Below are 13,295 nucleotides of genomic sequence, written 5' to 3' on the forward strand. Positions count from 1 at the left end.
CCCCGGAACCTTTCGGTCCCGGGGCCGCCCCTTCGTACCGCTGTGAGCGGCTAGCGCTTACGCACCCTTGGTGAGGTCCGGGCCGGAGCCCGACGCCTCGATGGGGGGAAGGTCCGAGATCGGAGTCTTCTCCTCACCGCGGAAGGTGAACTTGGCTTCGTCGCCCTCACCCTCCTTGCCGACGACCACGATGTGACCGGGGCGCAGCTCGCCGAAGAGGATCTTCTCCGACAGGATGTCCTCGATCTCGCGCTGGATCGTGCGGCGCAGCGGGCGGGCACCCATGATCGGGTCGTAGCCGCGCTTGGCCAGCAGTGCCTTCGCTTCCGTGCTGAGCTCGATGCCCATGTCACGGTCCTTCAGGCGGTCGTCCACCTTGGCGATCATCAGGTCGACGATCTGGACGATGTCTTCCTCGGTGAGCTGGTGGAAGACGACCGTGTCGTCGACGCGGTTGAGGAACTCGGGCCGGAAGTGCTGCTTGAGCTCTTCGTTGACCTTCGCCTTCATCCGGTCGTATCCGGTCTTGGTGTCTCCCTGGGCCGCGAAGCCGAGGTTGAAGCCCTTCGAGATGTCCCGCGTACCCAGGTTGGTCGTCATGATGATGACCGTGTTCTTGAAGTCCACGACCCGGCCCTGGGAGTCGGTCAGGCGACCGTCTTCCAGGATCTGGAGAAGGGAATTGAAGATATCCGGGTGGGCCTTCTCGACCTCGTCGAAGAGGACGACGGAGAACGGCTTCCGGCGGACCTTCTCGGTCAGCTGGCCGCCCTCTTCGTAGCCCACGTAGCCGGGGGGCGAACCGAAGAGACGGGAAACCGTGTGCTTCTCGCTGAACTCCGACATGTCGAGGGAGATCAGCGCGTCCTCGTCGCCGAAGAGGAATTCGGCGAGCGTCTTGGAGAGCTCGGTCTTACCGACACCGGACGGGCCGGCGAAGATGAACGAGCCACCGGGACGCTTCGGGTCCTTCAGACCCGCACGGGTGCGGCGGATCGCCTGGGAGAGCGCCTTGATGGCGTCCTTCTGGCCGATGACGCGACGGTGGAGCTCGTCCTCCATGCGCAGGAGCCGCGAGGACTCCTCCTCGGTCAGCTTGAACACCGGAATGCCGGTCGCGGTCGCCAGGACTTCGGCGATGAGCTCGCCGTCGACCTCGGCGACGACGTCCATGTCGCCGGCCTTCCATTCCTTCTCGCGCTTGGCCTTCGCCGCCAGCAGCTGCTTCTCCGAATCACGGAGGGAAGCCGCCTTCTCGAAGTCCTGGGAGTCGATGGCCGACTCCTTGTCGCGACGCACGTTCGCGATCTTCTCGTCGAACTCGCGGAGGTCCGGCGGCGCGGTCATCCGGCGGATGCGCATCCGGGAGCCGGCCTCGTCGATCAGGTCGATCGCCTTGTCCGGGAGGAAGCGGTCCGAGATGTACCGGTCGGCCAGGGTGGCCGCCTGCACGAGGGCCTCATCCGTGATGGAGACGCGGTGGTGGGCCTCGTAGCGGTCGCGCAGGCCCTTGAGGATCTCGATGGTGTGCTGGAGGGAAGGCTCCGCCACCTGGATCGGCTGGAAGCGGCGCTCGAGAGCGGCGTCCTTCTCAAGGTGCTTGCGGTACTCGTCCAGCGTCGTGGCACCGATGGTCTGGAGCTCACCACGGGCCAGCATGGGCTTCAGGATGCTGGCGGCGTCGATCGCGCCCTCGGCGGCACCCGCACCCACGAGGGTGTGGAGCTCGTCGATGAACAGGATGATGTCGCCGCGGGTGCGGATCTCCTTGAGCACCTTCTTGAGGCGCTCTTCGAAGTCACCGCGGTAGCGGGAACCGGCGACCAGGGCACCCAGGTCAAGCGTGTAGAGGTGCTTGTCCTTGAGGGTCTCGGGAACCTCGCCCTTGACGATCGCCTGGGCCAGGCCCTCGACGACGGCGGTCTTGCCGACGCCGGGCTCGCCGATGAGGACCGGGTTGTTCTTGGTCCGGCGGGAGAGCACCTGCATGACCCGCTCGATCTCCTTCTCGCGCCCGATGACCGGGTCGAGCTTGGATTCGCGAGCAGCCTGCGTGAGGTTGCGGCCGAACTGGTCCAGGACGAGCGAGGTCGAGGGCGTGCCCTCGGCCGGGCCGCCGGCCGTGGCCGACTCCTTGCCTCCGCCGGAGTAGCCGGAGAGCAGCTGGATGACCTGCTGCCGGACTCGGTTGAGATCGGCGCCCAGCTTCACCAGGACCTGGGCGGCGACGCCCTCGCCCTCGCGAATGAGGCCGAGCAGGATGTGCTCGGTGCCGATGTAGTTGTGGCCGAGCTGGAGGGCCTCTCGGAGCGAAAGCTCCAGGACCTTCTTCGCCCGCGGGGTGAAGGGGATGTGGCCGGAAGGGGCCTGCTGCCCCTGTCCGATGATCTCCTCAACCTGCTGGCGAACAGCCTCGAGCGAAATCCCGAGGCTCTCCAAGGCCTTAGCGGCGACACCCTCACCCTCGTGGATCAAGCCCAGGAGGATGTGCTCGGTGCCGATGTAGTTGTGGTTGAGCATCCGGGCTTCTTCCTGAGCCAGGACGACAACCCGCCGCGCGCGGTCGGTGAACCTCTCGAACATCGTTTATCGCTCCTCAGAGCGGTCGGGCAGTTCGGGGTCGGTCCCCGCCCTGTCCTTCCGCATGCTAGTCCCGCGGGGCGGGACAGCTCATTCCAACTGCCGACATCCGTCCGCGGCTCACCCTCACGTCCGTGGGAAAACCCGGCTGCAAGTGCCGACAACTGCTCCAACCCGATGGTGCGAGACGATGTTCCCGCAGGCCAGGCAGATACCCGTCACACGTGTACGCCGATGGCGAACGGAAGCCGGTCTCGGACCCTGCAAATCAGCGTGTCGCCCCGATCCACTAGGAATGTCTTACCCGTAAGAGCGGACAGTTCACGCTGGTGGACGACTGTCCCCTCCGCTACGGGCGAACACGTTTCCGTCCTGAATGTGAGACTCCGGCTCCTCGGACGTTTACGTTCCGCATTGATGTGAGTGCTCTGCGTCACGTCGCGGGTCCCGTCCCGCGTAACTCCCGAGCGTTTGCGCAGTTGCTCCGGGCATGGCCCTCACCGCGCCGCCCCTCACCGTCCCGCTCCCCCGCGCCCCGATCGGGACGCCCGCCGCCGAAGCGACCGGAGGCACCGATGCGACCGCGGACTGGTACGCCCGCGTGCTCGGCTGGCCCGTGGCCGGCGGACCGCCCGCGCAGCTGGTGACCGGCGTGCGGTTCGACGTACTGGAACTGCCGGCCGATGCCGGTGCCGCGGTGCTGCACGGACCCTGGCACGGCGCCACGGGTCCGGTGGCGCTCATGGGACGCAGGATGCGGTTCCTGGTGGCCCCGGGGAGCGCCGACGAGCTGGAGGGGCTGCTCGACTGGCTGGAGTGGGGCGGGGTGGCCCTGGATCTCGCCGCCCTGGGTACGGGTGGCCGGATCACCGCTCCGACGCCGCCGGGACACCTGGTGGGGCCCGGGGAAAACCCTCGGGGGGCCGCCGTGTGGCTGCGGCCCCCCGAGCAGGGGTGTGAGGCACTGCTGCCCGCCCTGCCCGTTGCGGGGCGGGGCTCCGGGCCCGGTCGTGGCGGGGACGCCGCCGGGCCCGGTCTCGTACGCCTGGTCGCGGCGGCGGCGACGGAATGCCACCGGGCGCGGTTGCGGCGGCGTACGGCCTCTGCGCATCGCATCGGCGCCGCGGCTGTGACCGGAGGTCAGTCGCGGTTCTCGTAAGCCTCGCGGATGTCCTGCGGAACGCGGCCGCGGTCGTTGACGCTCATGCCCTTGGCCTTGGCCCAGGCACGGATCTCGGCCGTGTCCGGGTTGCCGGGCGTCGCTGCGGCGCGGCCGCCCTTGCTACGACCCGCCGCGGCACGGCCACCGGTGCGGCGACCGCCCTTGGTGAACGGGTCGAGGAGGCCGCGGAGCTTTTCAGCGTTGGCGGTGGTGAGGTCGATCTCGTAGGTCTTGCCATCCAGCGCGAACGTCACCGTCTCGTCCGCCTCGCCGCCGTCGAGGTCGTCGACAAGAAGGACCTGAACCTTCTGTGCCACCGGGATTTCCTTTCATCGAAAAGCAGTACGCGGAAAGGAAACCGCTTTTGCCTGGAAAACACAAACCCCCCGTCACGGGTTCGGGTCCGCAACGGGTCGGGAAACGTGCGCGATTCGGACATAGGGCACGGAGCCGGGGCTCCCGCGAAATCCCCGCGGTGATCGATCAGAGGTGCAGAAGCATCCGGCTGTTGCCCAAGGTGTTCGGCTTCACTCGTTCGAGACCGAGGAACTCGGCGACACCCTCGTCATTGGAACGCAGCAGCTCCATGTACACATCGGTCTCGACCGAGGTCTCGCCGATCTCGGTGAAGCCGTGCTTCGCGAAGAAGTCCACTTCGAAGGTCAGGCAGAAAACCCGGCTGACCCCCACCCTCCGGGCGGTCTCCAGCAACTTGTCGAGCACGAGATGACCGACTCCCCCGCCCTTCAAGTCGCGGTCGACGGCAAGAGTGCGGACTTCGGCCAGGTCTTCCCACATCACGTGGAGCGCACCGCAGCCGACCACTTGGCCATCGGAGTCGCGTTCGGCGACCCAGAACTCCTGGATGTCCTCGTAAAGGACGACCGGCGCTTTGTCCAGCAGGATCCGCTGCTGAACGTACTGGTCGAGCAGGCGGCGCAGCGCGGGAACATCACCGGTGCGCGCTCGGCGGATCGTCACTGTTTTTGCATGTGCAGCGGAGAACTCAACCATGCCCGGACGTTATCGCCCCGGCTCGGTGCCCGGCACCACGGAGTCACCTTCGGCATCGGGCGGCGACGGCGGGGACGGCGGGGAGTCGGCGGCCTCCGCGGACGCTTCGGGTTCCGCGGGCTGCACGATCCGCACGGCGTCCCGCAGTGCCTCGCGCTGTTCCGCCGACATCATGCCGAAGAAGGCCACGAGGGCGGCTGCTGGGTTGTCGCTCGTCGACCAGGCTTCGTTCATCAGTGCGGCCGAGTAAGCGGCCCGGGTGGAGACCGCCGTATATCGATAGGCGCGGCCTTCCGCTTCGCGGCGGACCCAGCCCTTCTGATGGAGATTGTCCATAACGGTCATGACCGTGGTGTACGCGATGGACCGTTCCTGCTGGAGGTCTTCCAGGACTTCACGAACGGTGACCGGGCGGTTCCACTGCCACACCCGCGTCATGACTGCGTCTTCGAGTTCTCCCAAGGGGCGAGGCACAGCAGCACGATAGTGCGGGTTGTGGTGAATTGCGCGGCTATCCGGGCGGCAAGGCGCAACAAAATACGGGCGTACGGCTGGGAAGCCGTACGCCCGTCCCCTGTAGAGGGGGCCTACTTCTGGGGCTGGGACTGCTGAGCGGCCTCGGCGCGGGCGAGCACGGCGTCGACTGCCGCGTCCTCCTTGCCCTTGTTGGCACCGCCCTGGCTCTTCACGATCGTCACGACGAGCGCGATGAAGAACACGGCCATCACGAAGGGGGGCACGAGCGCGGAAACGTAGTCCATGCCCCCAGCCTAGCTACCCCGCCGCGCGCCCGGCCTCCGGGGGCGGGCTGGGCTTGCGGCGCGGCGGGAAGACCTCGCCCGGGGTCGGGATGGGCCGTGCGGGGCGGTCGTCGGGGCGCGGTTCGGTCTTCGGGCGCGCGGGGTCGTTCTCCTTCTCGGAGCCGCCCTTGCCGGCGCCGCCCGTGTCGGTGCCGCCCGCGAGGGTCAGCAGCCGGGTGCGCGGTGCGGGCGCCGTGGACAGCCTGCGGCGTACGGAGCGCTCCGCGATGGTCTGGGCCCGCTCCAGCAGCGCGGCGGCGACCGGGTTGGCGCGCAGCGCCCGCAGGGCCGCGAGGTCGTCCGGGACCGGTTCGTAGCCGGCGGCCAGGGCGTCCTGCAGCAGCTCCAGGTAGCCGGTGAGGCTGCCGGGCAGGGCGGCTCTGTACCGCGCCAGGTCGGCCAGGAGGAACGCTCTGAGCCTCCCCGCCTCCTGGACCGCGTCGTCCACCGACGCCGCGAGGCGCAGGCAGTCCTGGACCTCGACGGCCGTCAGTGGGGCCGTCGAGGACTGAAGGGCGTGAGCGAGCGAGCGCCTGAGCACGTGAAGCTCATCGGCGCCGAACGCCATGCCGCCGCGGGATCCGTAGGGCGTGGGCATGGGCCGAAGATACGCGCTAATCGGACAAAATCCCCTGAGCGAGCGCGGGAACGGCGCGGCGTTTTCATACTTGCCACATTGGAAAGTGCACTCCACCCCGGAAAGGGAGCATCGGGCGCCGAGGACGAGGGGAATCCCATGAACGAACACGCTGACGCCGTGCGGATCGGCTCCTGGGCCGTCCTGTTCGCGCTGTCGGTCTCGCTCGGCACCACGGTCTTCGCGTCCGCCCCGGCCTTCGCGGCGGTCGCAGCGCTGGCGTGCGCGCTGCCGCCCGCCGTGGGCGCCCGGCTCGAAGCGCGGCGGGCGTCGTGACGGACGAGAAGCCGGGAAGTCATCCCCGCCATGCCCTCGCGCCGCTGCTCAACGCGCCCGTACGCCTGTCGGTGACGGCGGCGCTGGCCCCGGTGGACCGGGCCGAGTTCGCCTTCGTCCGCGACCTGGTCGAGGTGTCCGACTCGGTTCTCTCGAAGCAGGTGTCGGTTCTGGAGGAGGCGGGCTGGGTGGCCGTCGAGAAGGGCCGCGTGGCCCGCCGCCCCCGTACCTGGCTCTCCCTGACCCCGGAGGGCCGCACGGTCTACCAGCGCCACCTCGCGGCCCTGCGGGCCATCGCGGAGGGCTAGGCCCTCTCCTTGACGGTACGGAGGAACTCCGCCCAGGCGGCCTGGGTGGTGGCGAGGACCAGGTGGGCCGGGTCGGCGCGGTCCGCGACCCGGACCAGGGTGCCGGGGGCGGCGCTGACGTACACGCAGTTGTCCCCCTCGCCGCAGAACGAGGACTTCTGCCAGGCGGGCCGAGCGTTCATGGCGTCTCCTCCGGTCACAGGCGCTGTGGCGCCGGGGACGGGCTCCCGGTAATTCTCGTGGGGCGAAGGTAACCCCACGGCGGCCGTGGTCCGGCCATTTCCGGGGAAATTGTCATGGCGGGCGTCAGGACGCGATAAGGACCGGGTGCGCCGCGGGGTGCGTGACCGCCCGCGGGACGGGAGCGGCCCCCGGCCTCCGGAGGGAGGGCGGGGGCCGTCTGGGCGTTCGGGCGGGCGGGGTGCGGGACCGGCGGTCCCGGCCCGGTCAGCCGAAGGCGGGCGCGTTGCGCTCGTAGACCAGCCGGAGGCCGATCAGGGTGAGCCAGGGCTCGTGGTCGTCGATGGCCTCGGCCTCGCCGAGGACGATCGGGGCCAGGCCGCCCGTGGCGATGACGCGGACGTCGTCCGGGACGCCGTTCGGGCCGGCCAGCTCCTTGGCCATGCGGGACACGATCCCGTCGACCTGGCCCGCGAACCCGTAGACCACGCCCGACTGCATCGCCTCGACCGTGGACTTGCCGATGACGTTGCGCGGGCGGGCCAGCTCGATCTTGCGGAGCTGGGCCCCCCGTACGCCGAGGGCCTCCATGGAGATCTCGATGCCCGGGGAGATGACCCCGCCGACGTACTCGCCCTTGGCGGAGACCGCGTCGAAGGTGGTCGCCGTGCCGAAGTCGACGACGATCGCGGGGCCGCCGTAGAGCTCGGCGGCGGCGACCGCGTTGACGATGCGGTCCGCGCCGACCTCCTTCGGGTTGTCCATCAGGATCGGTACGCCCGTCTTGGTGCCGGGCTCCACGATCACCGCCGGAACGTCGCCGTAGTAGCGCCGGGTCACCTCGCGGAGCTCGTGCAGCACCGCCGGCACCGTCGAGCAGATCGCGATGCCGTGGATGCCGTCGCCCAGTTCGTTGCCGAGCATCGGGTGCATGCCCATCAGGCCCTGCATCAGCACGGCCATCTCGTCGGCCGTACGGCGCGGGTCGGTCGAGACGCGCCAGTGCTCGACGATCTCGTCACCGTCGAACAGGCCAAGGACCGTATGGGAGTTGCCCACGTCGATGGTGAGGAGCATCGGTTACACCGCCTCGCGCAGATCGAGGCCGATGTCCAGGATCGGGGAGGAGTGGGTGAGCCCGCCGACGGCGAGGTAGTCGACGCCCGTCTCGGCGTAGGCGCGGGCGTTGTGCATGGTGAGACGGCCCGAGGACTCCAGGACCGCGCGGCCGTGGACCAGCGCCACCGCTTCCTCGGTCTCGATGGGCGTGAAGTTGTCGAGCAGGATCAGGTCCGCGCCCGCGTCCAGGGCCTCGCGAACCTGCTGGAGGGTGTCCACCTCCACCTCGATGGGGAGGTCGGGGAACTGCTCGCGCACGGCCTTGAACGCCTCGCGCACGCCGCCCGCCGCGATCACGTGGTTGTCCTTCACCAGCGCCGCGTCGGACAGCGACATGCGGTGGTTGACGCCGCCGCCGCAGCGGACCGCGTACTTCTCCAGGCAGCGCAGGCCCGGGGTGGTCTTGCGGGTGTCGCGGACCTTGGCCTTGGTGCCCTCCAGCTCGTCGGCCCAGGCGCGGGTGGCCGTGGCGATGCCCGACATCAGGCAGAGCAGGTTCAGCGCGCTGCGCTCGCCGGTGAGCAGGTCCCGGGTGCGGGCCCGTACGGAGAGCAGCACCTGGCCGGCCTCGACGCGGTCGCCGTCCTCGACGTGGCGCTCGACCTCGAAGGTATCGGTGCAGACGACGGACAGGACGGCCTCGGCGACGCGCAGGCCGGCGACCGTACCGGCCTCGCGCGCGGTGAAGTCGGCCGTGGCGACGGCGTCCTCGGGGACGGTGGCGACGGTGGTGACGTCGACCCCGCCGTCGAGGTCCTCGGAGATCGCCATGTGCGCGATGTCCTCGACCTCGATCGGGTCCAGGCCGGCGTCCACGAGCAGCTGGGCGAGCGCCGGGTCCAGGCCGGTCTCCTCGCCCTCGCCGCAGGCGCAGTCGTCTCCGCAGCCGCCGCCCTCGCTCTGGTCGAGGATCGGGAGCTCTTCGTGCGGGTGGGTGTGGTCGTGCTCGTGCGTGCTCACGGTTACCGCTCCATGCTGTCGGTGCTGCGGGTACTGATGCTGCTGTTGCTGCTGTTGCTGTCGCTGCTGCTGTTGCTGCTCAGGGGGATCCGTACGGACGGGAAGTCCGCCGAGTCCGTGGAGGTGACGACCAGGGCCCGCCGCTCGGTCTGCGACAGGCGCACGACCAGGTGGCGCCGCCACTCGGTGTCGTCCCGGTCGGGGTGGTCCTCGCGCCAGTGGCAGCCGCGGGTCTCCGCGCGCCGCTGGGCGGCGGCGACCAGTACCCGGGCCACGCACAGGAGGTTGGTGGCCTCCCAGGTCTCGGTGCCCGGGACGGCCGTCTTGCCCCGGGTCTCCAGCTCCGTCAGCGCCGTCGCGTACAGGGCTTCGAGCGCGGCGGCGGCCCGGCGCAGGGACTCGGCGGAGCGGAGCACGCCCGCGCCGTCGGTCATGATGCGCTGGATCTCGTAGCGCGCCTCGGCGGGCTGGAGGGGGCCGGTGGCCGGGACGGGGATGCCGGGGCCGGTGCCCACGGGCGGGTTCCCGATGATGTCGTCGGCGATGCGCTCGGCGAAGACCAGGCCCTCCAGCAGGGAGTTGGAGGCCAGCCGGTTCGCGCCGTGCACTCCGGTGCAGGCCACCTCGCCGCAGGCGTACAGCCCGGGGACGGTGCTGCGGCCGTGCAGGTCGGTGCGTACGCCGCCGGAGGCGTAGTGCGCGGCCGGGGCGACGGGGATCGGCTCGGTCACCGGGTCGATGCCGTGCGAGCGGCAGGCGGCGAGGATGGTGGGGAAGCGCTGCTCCCACATCTCGGCGCCGAAGTGCCGGGCGTCCAGGTACATGTGCTGCGTGCCCTGCTCCTGCATGCGGCGCATGATGCCCTTGGCGACGATGTCGCGGGGGGCGAGCTCGGCGAGCTCGTGCTGGCCGGTCATGAAGCGGACCCCGTCGGCGTCGACGAGGTACGCGCCCTCGCCGCGGACGGCCTCCGACACCAGGGGCTGCTGGCCCTCGGCGTCGGCGCCGAGGAAGAGCACGGTGGGGTGGAACTGCACGAATTCGAGGTCGGAGACCTCGGCGCCGGCGCGCAGCGCGAGGGCCACGCCGTCGCCGGTGGAGACCGACGGGTTGGTGGTCGCGGAGAAGACCTGGCCCATGCCGCCGGTCGCGAGGATCACGGCGGGCGCGTGGACGGCGCCGACCCCGTCGTGCTGGCCCTCGCCCATGACGTGCAGGGTGACGCCCGCGGTACGGCCCTCGGCGTCCAGGAGCAGGTCCAGGACCAGGGCGTTCTCGACGGTCTCGATGCCGGCGTCCTGGACGGCCTCGACGAGCGCCCGGGAGATCTCGGCGCCGGTGGCGTCACCGCCGGCGTGCGCGATGCGGCGGCGGTGGTGGCCGCCCTCGCGGGTCAGCTCGATCTCGCCGGTCTCCGCGGAGGTGTCGAAGACGGCGCCGGTCGCGATGAGGCGGCGTACGGCGTCGGGCCCCTCGGTGACCAGGAGCCGGACGGCGGCCTCGTCGCACAGGCCGGCGCCCGCGACGAGGGTGTCGTCGAGGTGCTGCTCGGGGGTGTCGCCGTCGCCGAGGGCGGCGGCGATGCCGCCCTGGGCCCAGCGGGTGGAGCCGTCGTCGAGCCGGGCCTTGGTGACCACGACGGTACGGCGGCCCGCGGCGGCGCAGCGCAGTGCGGCGGTCAGTCCGGCGACGCCGGAGCCGACGACCACGACATCGGCGTCCACGGACCAGCCGGGCGCCGGGGCGTGGAGCCGTATGCCGGTGCTGGTGCCCGCTGTTGCGGGGCCTCTGCCTGGGGTGCTCACGGTTGTGCTCCGAACTCCAATGGGATGTTGTCGATCAGCCGGGTCGCGCCCACTTTCGCGGCGACGGCCAGCACGGCCTGACCGGTGAAGCCGTGACCGGCCTCGGTGAAGTCCTGTGGGTCCACCAGCGCCAGGTAGTCCAGTACGAGCGGCGGATCGTGGCGGCCCGCCTCCTCCAGGACGTGCCGCGCGGCGGCCCGTACGGCCTCCGGCAGCCCGGCGCCCGCCGCGGCGACGGCGTGCGCGTCGGCGGAGGCGCGGATCTCGCCGAGCCGGGCCAGGCCGGTGGCCCGCTCGTCGCCGGCCGGCGGGGCCTGCGCCTCGGCGCGGGCGCGCAGCGCGGACTGCGCGGCGAGCCGGTCGCGGCCGGCGAACAGGGCGCGGGAGAGGGCGAGGGCGGTGCCGCGCTCCTTGGCGGAGAGGTAGCGGTTGCGGGAGGACAGCGCGAGCCCGTCCGTCTCGCGGACGGTCGGTACGCCGACCACCTCCACGGGGAAGTTCAGGTCGGTCACCATGCGCCGGATCAGGGCCAGTTGCTGCGCGTCCTTCTGGCCGAAGAAGGCCAGGTCGGGGCGGGTGAGGTGGAGCAGCTTGGCGACGACGGTCAGCATGCCGTCGAAGTGGCCGGGGCGGGTGGCGCCTTCGAGGCGGCCGCCCATCGGGCCGGCGGTGATCCGGACCTGGGGGTCGCCGCCGGGGTAGACCTCGTCGACGGCCGGGGCGAACACGGCGTCGGCGCCGGCCTCTTCGGCGATCGCCAGGTCGGCGTCGAGGGTGCGGGGGTAGCGGTCGAGGTCCTCGTTCGCCCCGAACTGCAGGGGGTTGACGAAGACCGTGACCACGACCTGGCCGGTGGGGCCGACGTGTTCGCGGGCGGTGCGGACCAGGGTGGCGTGGCCCTCGTGGAGGGCGCCCATGGTCATGACGACGGCGCGGCGGGCGGCGGTGGCAGTGGCGGTGGCGGCGGTGGCCGCCGTGGCGCGGGGCAGGCGGTGCAGGGCGTCGGCGGTGTCGAGGAGGATCACAGCTCGCCGCCTTCGCGTCCCTCGGGGCCGGTGCCGGGGTCGGTTCCGGGGTCGGTTCCGGGGTCGGTTCCGGCCGCCGCCCCGTCGGCGAGCACGCCGAGGAGATCCTCGGCCAGTTCGGGCTTGAGCAGACCGTGCGCGAGGGCCCGGTCGGCGGTCGTACGGGCCATCGCGAGGTACCCGGCGACGGTCCCCGGGGCGTGCTTGCGCAGCTCCGAGACGTGCGCGGCGACGGTACCGGCGTCACCGCGGGCCACCGGGCCGGTCAGGGCGGCGTCACCGGAGCGCAGGGCGTTGTCGAGGGCCGCGCCGAGGAGCGGGCCGAGCATCCGGTTCGGGTGTTCGACGCCCGCCTTGGCCAGCAGCTCCATCGACTGGGCGACCAGGGTGACCAGGTGGTTCGCGCCGAGGGCCAGGGCCGCGTGGTAGAGCGGGCGGTTCGCCTCGGCGATCCACTCGGGCTCCCCGCCCATCTCGATGACCAGGGCCTCCGCGGCGAGCCGCAGCTCGTCGGGGGCGGTCACGCCGAAGGAGCAGCCCGCGAGGCGCTGCACGTCGACCTCGGTGCCGGTGAAGGTCATCGCGGGGTGCAGGGCCAGCGGGAGGGCGCCCGCGCGGCGCGCGGGGTCCAGCACGGAGACCCCGTACCGCCCGGAGGTGTGCACGAGGAGCTGCCCGGGGCGGACCGCGCCGGTCCCGGCGAGGCCCTCCACCAGGGACGGCAGAGCGTCGTCGGGGACGGTCAGCAGCACGAGGTCGGAGACCTCGAGGACCTGCGCCGGGGACACGACGGGCACGTCGGGCAGCATCCGCGCGGCGCGGCGGCGCGAGGCGTCGGAGACACCGGACACCGCGACGGGCCGGTGCCCGGTCTGCTGCAGGGCGCGGGCCAGCGCCGGGCCGACCCTGCCGGCTCCGACGACACCGACGGAGAGCCGGGCGGGGCGCTCCGCCTGGGGGGCTGTGTTCACGCGGGGGAGGCCTTCCGTTCCGTTCCGGTCCGCGGGGGGTACCGGACGATACGCCGCCATGCTAGCTCCTGGTGTGCGGGCCGGTCGGCGATGATCGGGGCATGAACCAGGACACGGAGCGGACGGCGACCGCGGGACCGGGCGCGGAGCCGGGCACGAGGGCGGGGTCGGGGTCGAGGTCGGGGTCGGGGTCGGGGGCCGACGCCGGCTCGGGCGCAGGGCCGGGCGCAGGGCCGGGGTCGGAGCCGGGGTCGGAGCCGGGCTCCGGTACGGGGGCGCAGCCGGGCGCAGGGCCGGGCTCGGACTCGGGGTCGGAGCCGGGCTCCGGTACGGGGACGCAGCCGGGCGCAGGGCCGGGCACAGGGCCGGCCTCGGACTCGGGGGCGCAGCCGGGCACCGGGCCGCGCTCGAAGCCCAGCTCCGGTACGGGGACGCAGCCGGGCACCAGCTCGGGTGTG

15 protein-coding genes and 1 pseudogene are annotated in these 13,295 nt (G+C 71.6%); 3 read left to right on the top strand and 13 right to left on the bottom strand.

Features of this window, described 5'->3' with window-relative positions:
• Positions 1-57: 57 nt before the first annotated feature.
• Positions 58-2,583: an ATP-dependent Clp protease ATP-binding subunit gene (locus tag ACFWBW_RS11305; RefSeq protein WP_266905902.1), complete on the bottom strand. Its 2,526-nt coding sequence runs from the start codon at positions 2,581-2,583 to the stop codon at positions 58-60.
• A 487-nt stretch (positions 2,584-3,070) separates the two neighbouring features.
• Here ACFWBW_RS11305 and ACFWBW_RS11310 point away from each other — a divergent pair, with 487 nt between their 5' ends.
• Complete coding sequence (locus ACFWBW_RS11310) at positions 3,071-3,739, top strand: SCO3374 family protein (RefSeq protein ID WP_385370586.1); 669 nt, start codon at positions 3,071-3,073, stop codon at positions 3,737-3,739.
• On the opposite strand, the gene ACFWBW_RS11315 is transcribed toward ACFWBW_RS11310, so the two are convergent.
• The 5 genes from ACFWBW_RS11315 to ACFWBW_RS11335 all read right to left on the bottom strand — a co-directional run bounded on the left by ACFWBW_RS11315 (position 3,721) and on the right by ACFWBW_RS11335 (position 6,124).
• Positions 3,721-4,059, bottom strand: coding sequence for an Lsr2 family protein (locus ACFWBW_RS11315; protein ID WP_385370588.1), 339 nt, complete (start codon positions 4,057-4,059; stop codon positions 3,721-3,723). The two genes, ACFWBW_RS11310 and ACFWBW_RS11315, sit on opposite strands and share 19 nt — an antisense overlap.
• Positions 4,060-4,225: 166 nt before the next feature.
• On the bottom strand, positions 4,226-4,756 hold the full coding sequence (locus ACFWBW_RS11320; protein ID WP_385370590.1) for an amino-acid N-acetyltransferase: 531 nt from the start codon (positions 4,754-4,756) through the stop codon (positions 4,226-4,228).
• A 9-nt stretch (positions 4,757-4,765) separates the two neighbouring features.
• Positions 4,766-5,230: a BlaI/MecI/CopY family transcriptional regulator gene (locus tag ACFWBW_RS11325; protein WP_385370592.1), complete on the bottom strand. Its 465-nt coding sequence runs from the start codon at positions 5,228-5,230 to the stop codon at positions 4,766-4,768.
• 113 nt (positions 5,231-5,343) lie between these two features.
• The gene (locus tag ACFWBW_RS11330) at positions 5,344-5,517 is read right to left on the bottom strand and encodes a hypothetical protein (protein WP_327254299.1); all 174 of its coding nucleotides are present in this window, start codon (positions 5,515-5,517) and stop codon (positions 5,344-5,346) included.
• A gap of 13 nt (positions 5,518-5,530) precedes the next feature.
• Entirely contained in the window at positions 5,531-6,124 is a 594-nt protein-coding gene (locus ACFWBW_RS11335) for a hypothetical protein (RefSeq protein WP_385370804.1), read from the bottom strand.
• A gap of 168 nt (positions 6,125-6,292) precedes the next feature.
• Between ACFWBW_RS11335 and ACFWBW_RS11340 the strand changes: the two genes are divergently transcribed.
• Positions 6,293-6,469: a hypothetical protein gene (locus ACFWBW_RS11340; protein ID WP_385370594.1), complete on the top strand. Its 177-nt coding sequence runs from the start codon at positions 6,293-6,295 to the stop codon at positions 6,467-6,469.
• Positions 6,466-6,777, top strand: coding sequence for a winged helix-turn-helix domain-containing protein (locus tag ACFWBW_RS11345; protein ID WP_385370596.1), 312 nt, complete (start codon positions 6,466-6,468; stop codon positions 6,775-6,777). Before ACFWBW_RS11340 ends, ACFWBW_RS11345 begins: the two co-directional genes overlap by 4 nt.
• Here ACFWBW_RS11345 and ACFWBW_RS11350 read toward each other — a convergent pair.
• The 7 genes and pseudogenes from ACFWBW_RS11350 to ACFWBW_RS11380 all read right to left on the bottom strand — a co-directional run.
• On the bottom strand, positions 6,774-6,959 hold the full coding sequence (locus tag ACFWBW_RS11350; RefSeq protein ID WP_385370598.1) for a DUF397 domain-containing protein: 186 nt from the start codon (positions 6,957-6,959) through the stop codon (positions 6,774-6,776). The genes ACFWBW_RS11345 and ACFWBW_RS11350 overlap by 4 nt on opposite strands.
• A 265-nt stretch (positions 6,960-7,224) precedes the next feature.
• Positions 7,225-8,034 (bottom strand): type III pantothenate kinase, encoded by an 810-nt coding sequence (locus ACFWBW_RS11355; RefSeq protein ID WP_385370600.1) that lies wholly within the window; start codon positions 8,032-8,034, stop codon positions 7,225-7,227.
• 3 nt (positions 8,035-8,037) lie between these two features.
• The gene (nadC, locus tag ACFWBW_RS11360) at positions 8,038-8,988 is read right to left on the bottom strand and encodes a carboxylating nicotinate-nucleotide diphosphorylase (RefSeq protein ID WP_385370806.1); all 951 of its coding nucleotides are present in this window, start codon (positions 8,986-8,988) and stop codon (positions 8,038-8,040) included.
• A gap of 50 nt (positions 8,989-9,038) precedes the next feature.
• A complete protein-coding gene (locus ACFWBW_RS11365; protein WP_385370602.1) occupies positions 9,039-10,841 on the bottom strand; it encodes an L-aspartate oxidase in 1,803 nt (600 codons plus the stop codon).
• The gene (panC, locus tag ACFWBW_RS11370; RefSeq protein WP_385370604.1) at positions 10,838-11,866 is read right to left on the bottom strand and encodes a pantoate--beta-alanine ligase; all 1,029 of its coding nucleotides are present in this window, start codon (positions 11,864-11,866) and stop codon (positions 10,838-10,840) included. Before panC ends, ACFWBW_RS11365 begins: the two co-directional genes overlap by 4 nt.
• Entirely contained in the window at positions 11,863-12,897 is a 1,035-nt protein-coding gene (locus tag ACFWBW_RS11375) for a Rossmann-like and DUF2520 domain-containing protein (protein WP_385370606.1), read from the bottom strand. Before ACFWBW_RS11375 ends, panC begins: the two co-directional genes overlap by 4 nt.
• 1 nt (position 12,898) lies before the next feature.
• A pseudogene (locus ACFWBW_RS11380) lies at positions 12,899-13,295 on the bottom strand (ABC transporter ATP-binding protein); the annotation flags it as partial.

It is taken from the genome of Streptomyces sp. NPDC059957 (assembly GCF_042730015.1).
In the GTDB taxonomy this organism is placed as follows: Bacteria; Actinomycetota; Actinomycetes; order Streptomycetales; family Streptomycetaceae; genus Streptomyces.

Excerpts from the sequence above, each read along its gene's own strand:
- ACFWBW_RS11305 (WP_266905902.1), bottom strand. The coding sequence starts at position 2,583 with ATGTTCGAGAGGTTCACCGACCGCGCGCGGCGGGTTGTCGTCCTGGCT.
- ACFWBW_RS11310 (WP_385370586.1), top strand. The coding sequence starts at position 3,071 with ATGGCCCTCACCGCGCCGCCCCTCACCGTCCCGCTCCCCCGCGCCCCG.
- ACFWBW_RS11320 (WP_385370590.1), bottom strand. The coding sequence starts at position 4,756 with ATGGTTGAGTTCTCCGCTGCACATGCAAAAACAGTGACGATCCGCCGA.
- ACFWBW_RS11330 (WP_327254299.1), bottom strand. The coding sequence starts at position 5,517 with ATGGACTACGTTTCCGCGCTCGTGCCCCCCTTCGTGATGGCCGTGTTC.
- ACFWBW_RS11335 (WP_385370804.1), bottom strand. The coding sequence starts at position 6,124 with ATGGCGTTCGGCGCCGATGAGCTTCACGTGCTCAGGCGCTCGCTCGCT.
- ACFWBW_RS11340 (WP_385370594.1), top strand. The coding sequence starts at position 6,293 with ATGAACGAACACGCTGACGCCGTGCGGATCGGCTCCTGGGCCGTCCTG.
- ACFWBW_RS11350 (WP_385370598.1), bottom strand. The coding sequence starts at position 6,959 with ATGAACGCTCGGCCCGCCTGGCAGAAGTCCTCGTTCTGCGGCGAGGGG.
- ACFWBW_RS11355 (WP_385370600.1), bottom strand. The coding sequence starts at position 8,034 with ATGCTCCTCACCATCGACGTGGGCAACTCCCATACGGTCCTTGGCCTG.
- ACFWBW_RS11375 (WP_385370606.1), bottom strand. The coding sequence starts at position 12,897 with ATGGCGGCGTATCGTCCGGTACCCCCCGCGGACCGGAACGGAACGGAA.